The sequence below is a fragment of the Actinomycetota bacterium genome (assembly GCA_035759705.1).
Lineage (GTDB): Bacteria > Actinomycetota > CADDZG01 > JAHWKV01 > JAHWKV01 > JAJCYE01.
This window is the reverse complement of the sequence record DASTUJ010000067.1, coordinates 1-7487: the sequence shown is the minus strand read 5'-3', so window position 1 is coordinate 7487 and position 7487 is coordinate 1. Positions and strand designations below refer to the sequence as shown.

General features: G+C 67.2%; 5 protein-coding genes. 1 reads left to right on the top strand and 4 read right to left on the bottom strand.

What is annotated here, in order from left to right; all coding sequences use genetic code 11:
- Window positions 1-82: 82 nt before the first annotated feature.
- Window positions 83-1384 carry a L,D-transpeptidase/peptidoglycan binding protein gene (locus VFV09_04365; protein HEU4866945.1) on the bottom strand — a complete coding sequence of 434 codons (1302 nt, stop codon included), beginning with the start codon at window positions 1382-1384 and terminating at the stop codon, window positions 83-85.
- 151 nt (window positions 1385-1535) lie between these two features.
- Between VFV09_04365 and VFV09_04360 the strand changes: the two genes are divergently transcribed.
- Complete coding sequence (locus VFV09_04360) at window positions 1536-1895, top strand: metallopeptidase family protein (GenBank protein ID HEU4866944.1); 360 nt, start codon at window positions 1536-1538, stop codon at window positions 1893-1895.
- Window position 1896: 1 nt separating this feature from the next.
- On the opposite strand, the gene VFV09_04355 is transcribed toward VFV09_04360, so the two are convergent.
- From VFV09_04355 to VFV09_04345, 3 genes are all read right to left on the bottom strand, one after another.
- Entirely contained in the window at window positions 1897-3288 is a 1392-nt protein-coding gene (locus VFV09_04355) for a DUF5719 family protein (protein HEU4866943.1), read from the bottom strand.
- Window positions 3285-6464, bottom strand: a complete 3180-nt coding sequence (locus tag VFV09_04350; GenBank protein HEU4866942.1) for a glycosyltransferase family 2 protein — start codon at window positions 6462-6464, stop codon at window positions 3285-3287. The genes VFV09_04355 and VFV09_04350 overlap by 4 nt, the downstream gene beginning before the upstream one ends.
- Window positions 6465-6564: 100 nt before the next feature.
- Window positions 6565-7487, bottom strand: a 923-nt coding sequence (locus VFV09_04345; GenBank protein HEU4866941.1) for a hypothetical protein, incomplete at its 5' end; no start/stop codon positions are given.

The window sequence follows — 7487 nt, the reverse complement described above, 5'->3', positions numbered from 1 at the left end:
TTCGGCCCTGGAGACAAACCTCGTCCAAGGAGTCTGCGGGGAATCGCCTCAGTAGTGCCTGTTTCCGGTGATCGATGCTCGGTTAGTCGTTCAGGTTCATGTTGAGGGGCGGCACCACCGGGGCAGGAGGAGGGTTGACCGCAGCGGGGGGCGGCGGGGCCGCCGGGGCCGGCGCGGGCGTCACGGGCGCAGGAGCGGGGGCGGGAGCCGGAGCGGGGGCGACCGGCGCAACCTGCGCAGCGGTCCCGTTGCTCTCCACCAGGTCCTGAATGGTCGGCGCCTTGGGGGGCGACGGCATCAGGCGAGCCGGTCCGGCCGACTGGATGATTACCGGCGTGCCGACGTCGACCCTCTCGAAGAGCTCCTCGACGTCCGACATTCTCATCCGCACGCAGCCGTGCGATGCGTTGTAGCCCATCGAGTTGTCGGCGGTGGTCCCGTGGATCCGGATTCCGGGGCTGTTCAGGTTCATCGCACGGGTCCCCAGCGGGTTGTTCGGCCCGGGGCCGATCTGGGCCGGCAGCTTTGCGCCCCACTCGCCGGGTTTCTTGGCCGGGTTCACCCAGGTGGGACGGAACCGCTTCTGCGTGATCTTGAACTGGCCGATTGGGGTGGGGAACTTGGGAAGGCCGGTGGCGACGTCGTAGGTCTTCACGAGCTGCTCGCCGTCGTAGTGGTACAGCTTGTTCTCCCCCACCTTCACGATGAGGATGTCCTTGAAGTTCTCCTTGGTGACGCTCGGGGCGACCGGCTTGCCGGTCAGGTCGACGGCGGGAACCGCTTTCCGGGAGGCGTTTTCCAGCAGCTCGACGGCCTGCTTCTCGTCCAGCGCGAAGCCGGGGGCGCCGTCGACGATCTTCGGAGCCCCGCCGGTTACCGAAACGCTTGCGTTAACCGGGGCCTTGTTGACCGCCTCGGCAAGCTTTTTGACCATCTCGGCCGCTTTGTCGCCCTCCACCTTGGTCTCGACCTGCAGGTTGTGGCCCATGGACATGCCTGTGATGCGGTACCAGAGCCGCTTGTACGAGGGGATGTCCTGGTGCAGCTTGACCAGGCGGCCGTAGACCTCGTCGACGTTTGTCGATGCGCCGAGCTCGCGGCGGGTGGTGGTCTGGAGTGTCTGGCCGTCGAGGCTGATTCTGACGGGGGTGTCGAGGGGCGCCTCGTAGCGCTGGTGAAGCTTCTGGGTGGCGGCCGCCTTGTCCAAACCCGACAGCTCGATGCCGCCGATCTGGAAGCCGTTGAGGCTTACCTTGGTGTTCGACGACTCCATCCTGACCGCTGCTGCCGCACCGCCGACGCCTATCACGAGGACGAACGAAACCAGCCCAACCACCCAGGTGAGCAGTTGGAAACGTCTGATTGAGCGCTTGCCCGTCTTCATTGGTTTGCCATTGTATGTCTCAAATGTTATGTCCGAACAGACCCATTCTGTTACAGATCCTCGCGAAAAGACACGAATGCCCCCCTTGGAGCAGCCCGGCGTCGTTAGGAGAAACCGCTCCACTCAACAACTTTCGATGCAGTATTGACGTATGAAACCCAGCCTCAGTTCCCGTCAGTTCGAAGACCTCGTGGACCAGGCGATGCAGGAGCTTCCCGAGGGGTTGATGAGCCGGATCAACAACCTTCAAATCGCCATCGACGAAAATCCGCCGGCCAGCGCCGAGGACGCCGACATCCTGGGGCTTTACGAAGGGGTGCCTCTGACCGAGCGGAGCGCCGACTACTTCGGCGTCATGCCCGACCTGATCACCCTGTACAAATCCAACATCGAGGATGAGGCCGAGACCGCCGAAGACGTCAAGGAGGTCGTTCGTGTCACCGTCCTGCACGAGATCGCCCACCACTTCGGAATCGACGACGACCGCTTGGACGAGCTCGGCTGGGCTTAGCCTAAGGTGCGGGCAGTCCCGGAGTCGTAGAGAAGTCCACGTACTGGCCCCCCAGGATCGACTGGCTCTCCACCGCTATCACCGGCGCGTCGGCCTCCACCACCGCAGTGACCAGCTTTCCGTCCAGGTACGGCTCCATGTCTACGACTGCCTTGCGGCCCGGGTCCACGGTCAGCGACTCCAGGTCAGCCGGCTCGGTCTCTCCCGCCTCGGTCAGCAGGGTGACACTGACCCTGGTTCGGGTCTGGCCGGTGTTGACGATGCTGAGGGATGCCGCTCCGCCCTCGGCCGACCCGGTGGGGACCGTCCAGCGCGCGGCGGGGGCCCGGACCCCGAGGGCGGTTTCGTACGACCGGTTCCTCTCCAGGACGCCTGCGGTCCTTCGCTCTGCGACCACCGGCACGTCGTTGGCCGACGTGAGCTGGGTTCCGTAGCTGGTTCCGCGAGGCAGGTGGTCGGAGACCTTGATCACCATCTGCCGCCCGGCCGGGACGGGCACCTCGGCCAGCTCGGGGGGCGCGGTTCGCTCGTCGGCGGTCATGAACACCACCCCGATCAGAGCCTCACGGGTCCCCGGGTTGACCACGACGATCGACTCCTCGCCGTCGGTGGGCACCTTGCCTTCGGCAAATATCCACTCGCTCGACACGTTCTGCGAGCCGACGTCCAGCGAGATGCCTCTGCCGCCGCCGCTGGTTACGTTCGAGTACCGGGCGACCACCACCCGGCCGCGGGAGGCGGTTACCTCTATCCCGAAGCTGGGCTCCTCCTGCAGGTAGTCCGAGAGGTATACCGAGGTCTGGGAGAACGACCGGATCACTAGGTCCTTGAGGCGGGCGGGGACCACCTCCTTGTCCCCGGACATCAGCCTGATCCGCACGACAGCCTCCTCCCGGAACGGGTTGGAGATCAGCAGGTAGTGGTTCTCGCCTCGGGAGGTGCTGCCGCTCGCAAACAGCCACCGGGAGGAGGGTTGGGCGGAGCACCTCGACGATGCTGCGCCCTTGCCCTTGGAGGCCACCATCATCCCGGTGGCGTTGCTGCCCCCGAACGCCTCGACCAGGCCGGTGGAGTCACTGAGTCCGAAGTCGGAGACTGCCTTGTTGCTGGTGCTCCTGCCGGCAAGCGGCACCTGGTCCACCCCCGACTGTGTCGTTCCGCCGATTGCGGACCGCCGGAGGCCGAGGGCTGAGGTGCCCAGGTTGGCGGTGGTCATGACCGCCTCGATCCCCTCACCCGGCGGCACGGGGCAGTACCAGCCGGTCGACACGAACTGCCCGGCGTTGAGCTCGGGGTCGTCGGCCGAGCGCGTGGGCAGCGTGAAGTCCATAACCAGGCCCACCGCCAGGACGGCCAGGACGACGGCCAGGAAGGTTACCTCGGCGCGCCTCACGACCGTTCCTTCCTGCCGTTTTGGGAGGAGCCCGCCATTCCCATTACCGCAAGCAGGATGATCACCTGGAGGAGCAGCCACAAGAACCGGATCCAGTGCTGGCCGAAGTAGACGCTGACCTCGCCGGAGGCGTTGGGCTTCAGCTCAAACCGGTTGGCCCAGCCGAAGGCCTCGGTCTGCTCTAGCTGGGTGTCCCCCACCGACGCCTTCCAGCCCTTGTTGTAGTTGTCGCCCAACAGGATCTGCGTGTGGCTCGTCCGGGGCAGCTCTCCGGTGAACTTGCTCGGCGAGCGGGCCGGGATCGACCGTCCGCCGGTCCAGTCGACGACCATCAGCGAGCTCAGGTTGCCGTCGGTGACCACCTCCTCGGTGAGGGTCGCCGGGGCCAGCGAGGCACGGGGCAGCCACTGGAGGTTGCGGAATATCGCCACTCCCCCCTGCTGCTGCTCCAGCGCGATGTCACGCTGCCGGCCGAGGGCTTCGATGGTCGGCAGGTCCCCGGGGTCGGCGACGATGAACTGGACGTTCGCCGGAGCGAGGAGGTGGCCGGCGAGGTGGAGGCGGCGGCCCAGCAGGGCGTCGATCACGGTATCCATCCGGGCCTCGCCTTCGGCCGGCGGAGGCTGGATGGCGTCGAGCATGGTCAGGCCCTGCGAGGTGGTCAAGAAGTACTCGGCGCCGCTCGTCGGCCTGAGGCCTCCCCTGATCGGGTCGGCCCAGCGCCTGCCGAGCCACAGGACGCGAAAGTCGCCCACCTCCTGGGCGGTCGTCTTCATGAACGAGGCGATCGAGGTGGCCTCCTCCCCGGTCCCCCCGGCGAAGGTGGCGGGCGGGCGGTCCCAGCCGGTCAGCCCGGGCGCCCAGCCCAGCAGGACCCCGATGCCCAGCGTCACGCAAAGCAGCGGGATCGCGATCTTGTGACGCCACCCGAAGGCGTGTTTCGGAAGCTCCTCGGAGACCCCTTCGGCGAGGTGCCCGCTCATGACCGCCAGGATCACCAGCGGAACCGTCAGCCACATGGCCGGGGAGGCGACGAAGGGAGGCAGCAGGCCCTTGCCCATCAGTCCCCCGAAAATCCCGAATGCAAGAAGTGCGACCGACAGGGTCCGGGCCTCGCTCCGGCGGGCGGGCCCCACCAGCGACAGGGCGGCGAGAACCACCGCCGGCACGACCAGCAGGCCGATGGCGCCTTCGAGATCGAGAAAGAAGACCTCTCGAAACGAGAACCCACGCCACAGCGGGTACAGCCAGCCGCCGAGCCCGGAGAACAGCGGGCTTAGGATGGGGCCGCTCGGCCGCAGTCCCTCGAAGGACCACGGGATGAGGACCGCAAGCGCAACCGGTACTGCCAGCAGGAGGAAGCGGAGACGCTTGAGCACCGGTCCCGAGAACCCGGCGCCCATTGCACGGCCCAGGCCCAGGCTACCGAACAGCACGAGGATCGCCAGGACGGCCGAGGGGGCCAGAGCGATCACAGGGACCAGAATGAGTGCGATCCGGCCGGTGGCGGTCAGCAGGGTGTTGCCGGTTCCCTCGACCGGAGTCCGGATATCCTCCTCGTCGATCTCCTCGGCCCCCGACGCCAGGGTTCTCAAGGCGATCAGCATCACAAACGGAAGCCCGGCGTAAAGGGCCAGCGCTCCCAGGTCCCCGGTGGAGACGATCAGGTGAGTCACCGGGTTCAGCGCGTAGACCGCCAGGGCCGCCACGCGGGCGGGCCTCCGCCTGGACGATGACCGGACCAACCGGTTGACCCCGATCAGGCCGGTGGCCAGAAGACCGAGGATCAGCAGCTTTTGTGCCAGCCCGGGCCGGCCGAGGCCCAGCAGGCTGAACACCCAGAGGATCGGGTAGGCCGTGGGAGTGGCCGACTCGGTCCCGAGCGAGGTGTCCCGCCAGCCGGAGAGGTAGTCCCCGATCAACCGGCCGGTGGACTCGGGAAAGGGCCAGAGGGTTCCGGAGGCGACGGGGCCGCCGAACAGCACTCCGCGCATCGCGATGATCCCCAGCAGCACCACGACGCCGGTGGCTATCGTCAGCGGCTGGCGCGCCCACTCGACGAAGGCGCGTTTAAGGCCGGAGAAGGACAGGCTGTTCCTGCTCCGGGCGCCCGAGACGAGAGACCCGAACTCCAGGTGGCGCAGCCTGCGTTCTACCTGCAGGCGGAACCGCTGCGAGTCCCGGATCATGAGGGCGCGGATCTGCTTGTCGGGTACGGTCCTGCGTTTCTGGACCGCCCGCCGCCGCATGAGGACGTTGGGCAGGGATCGGGCGAAGTCGATGAATGCCCTGGGGTAGTCCGAGGACTCTTCCACCCTTCGCAGCACCAGAAGGGCGATCATCCTGAACAGCCCCAGCATCAGCGAGGCGACGAGGGCGAAGGCCATTCGGGGACCGCTGGCGTTCTTCGCTATCGTCCTCAGCTGGTTGCGCTTCGCCAGGTGGCCCTTGGTGGGGACCCCGCGTCCCACCCGGCGCTGGCCGTTGGATAAGGCGCTTGCGTGGCGGTACCGGGCGCCCGGCTCGACCATGACCTTGAAACCGGCAAGCCGGGCCCGAAGGCACAGGTCCAGGTCCTCGCCGAATGCGAAGTAGGCGCCGTCCCAGAGACCGCACCGCTCGGCCAGCTGGCGGGAGACGAGCATGCAGGCGTTGGTGACGAACAGGGTCTCGGTCAGGTTTTCGTGCTGGCCCTGGTCGATCTCCCCTTCCTCCAGGCCGGAGTAGGGGATGCAGAACTGGTCGGCGGACATGCCGACCTCCACCAGCACCTCCGGGCGGTCCCAGTCGAGCCCTTTGGCGCCGACCACCCCGGCGCCGGTGCTGATAGCGGCCTCTACCAGCATGTTGACCGCGTCCGGATCCAGGACGACGTCGTCGTGCATGAAAAGGAAGTAGTCGGCGGCGGAGGTCCGGCTGGACGACTCCAGGCCGGCGTTCGCGGCGGCGCCGAATCCCAGGTTGCGGTCGGACCATACGACCTCGGCGTTGCGGGCGTGCCGGGAGACGGTTGGAGCGGCCTCGGTCTCGGACCCGTTGTCGACGACGACCACGTCCATCGACGGGTAGATCTGGTACCTCAGGGAGTCGAGGCTGTTCGCCAGCCACGCGCCGCCGTTGAAGGTGACCATCACGACCAGGACGCGCGGGTCTGCCTCAAACATCGTCTTGTTCATTGCGGCGACCTGGTCAAGTGCAAAAGGGAGAGCCTCCTTGAGGCCCGACGGGCATTATAAGCCTGAGGCGAGACCGGCCGATTTAGGCGCCGGCCGGGCTTTAGGGCTTGCGGCGGTTACGTGGGTTCGCTGGGGGCTTCGGGGCGCGTCCCGACGGGCTGACGTTTCGGGGCTCAGGGGGCACATCGCTTTTCGGGGGCTTGCGGCGGGTCTTCGGTGCCGGACGAGCCGGCGGGTTCTGCAGAAACATCTCTTCCGGGGACTCGGCGAGGTAGTCCCTAACCAGCTCGGCCCGGCTGAGAGGGTTGGCCATCGACTGGGTCAGGGCCGGGTCGGTCTCACCGAAGGGCCTCTCCTTCACGCCGAAGGAGCCGCCGGAGGGCCGGTACCTCACCTGCGGTGAGTCGAAGGGGTCGGGTTCCGGGTCGATGGGGGCGAACGTCCTGATGGGAGGCTCGTCGGGCTCGTCGAGATCGTTGGGCTCGTTGAAGGCGAAGGCCGGGTCCGGGCGTTCGAACGGCTTGACCGGCTGCAGGTCCTGGAAGCTCTGGCCCTGGTCACGGGGCTCGGGCGCCGGCGGCTGCTGCGGCGGGGGCTGGCGGAAGGTCCGGGGAATGGAGAGGGGCTGCGGCTTTTTGGCCGGAGGGGTGGGGGGCGAAAGCGCCTGCGGGGTGCTGTAGTCGTCACCGATGGTCTTGCTGAGCTTTCGTTTGGTGGTTCGCCCGATGGTGTCGCTCAGCTGCTGGAACAGCTCCACCAGGCGCTTGTCCCGGGCCCGGTACAGCTGCTCGTCCCGCTCCTGCAGGTAGCCGGTCAGGTACTCGACCATCTGCTCGACCGTGGTCCGCCCGGCTTCGATGGTGTCCCGGCCGGTGCTGGCGGTGCGCTCGGTGACCTCCTGCTTGGCCGAGTTGACGGCCTGCTTGAGCTCCTTGAGCTCGGCCTCCGACATGGAGACGAGAGTCTGGACGACCTCGACCTGGTCTTCGCGCATGTCCGCCAACAGGGAGGCGGACTCCTCTC